We start from the raw sequence: 264 nt of genomic DNA, 5'->3' as shown, positions 1-264 counted from the left end.
AGCCAGCCCCAGCGCGCTGGCCACTTCGGCGAGGCGGTCGGTGCCGGAGTTGTGGTCCACGCGGGTCAGCACCACTTCAGCGCCAAAGCCCTGGCAGGCCTCGACAATGCGCGCATCGTCGGTGGCTACGACCACGCGCTGGGCGCTGCTTTTGCAGGCTTGTTCCCAGACGTGCTGAATCATCGGCTTGCCGCAGATGTCTTGCAGCGGTTTGCCGGGCAGGCGGGTGGAGGCGTAGCGGGCGGGAATGACAACGGTGAAGGC

At 67.0% G+C, this 264-nt stretch carries 1 protein-coding gene; it reads right to left on the bottom strand.

Features of this window, described 5'->3' with window-relative positions:
• The coding region (locus AC0IW9_RS31030) for a cytidylyltransferase domain-containing protein (RefSeq protein WP_471652146.1) at positions 1–264 on the bottom strand (264 nt) is incomplete at both ends.

The organism is Belnapia sp. AC561 (assembly GCF_979252845.1).
This window is presented reverse-complemented; position numbering and strand designations above follow the sequence as displayed.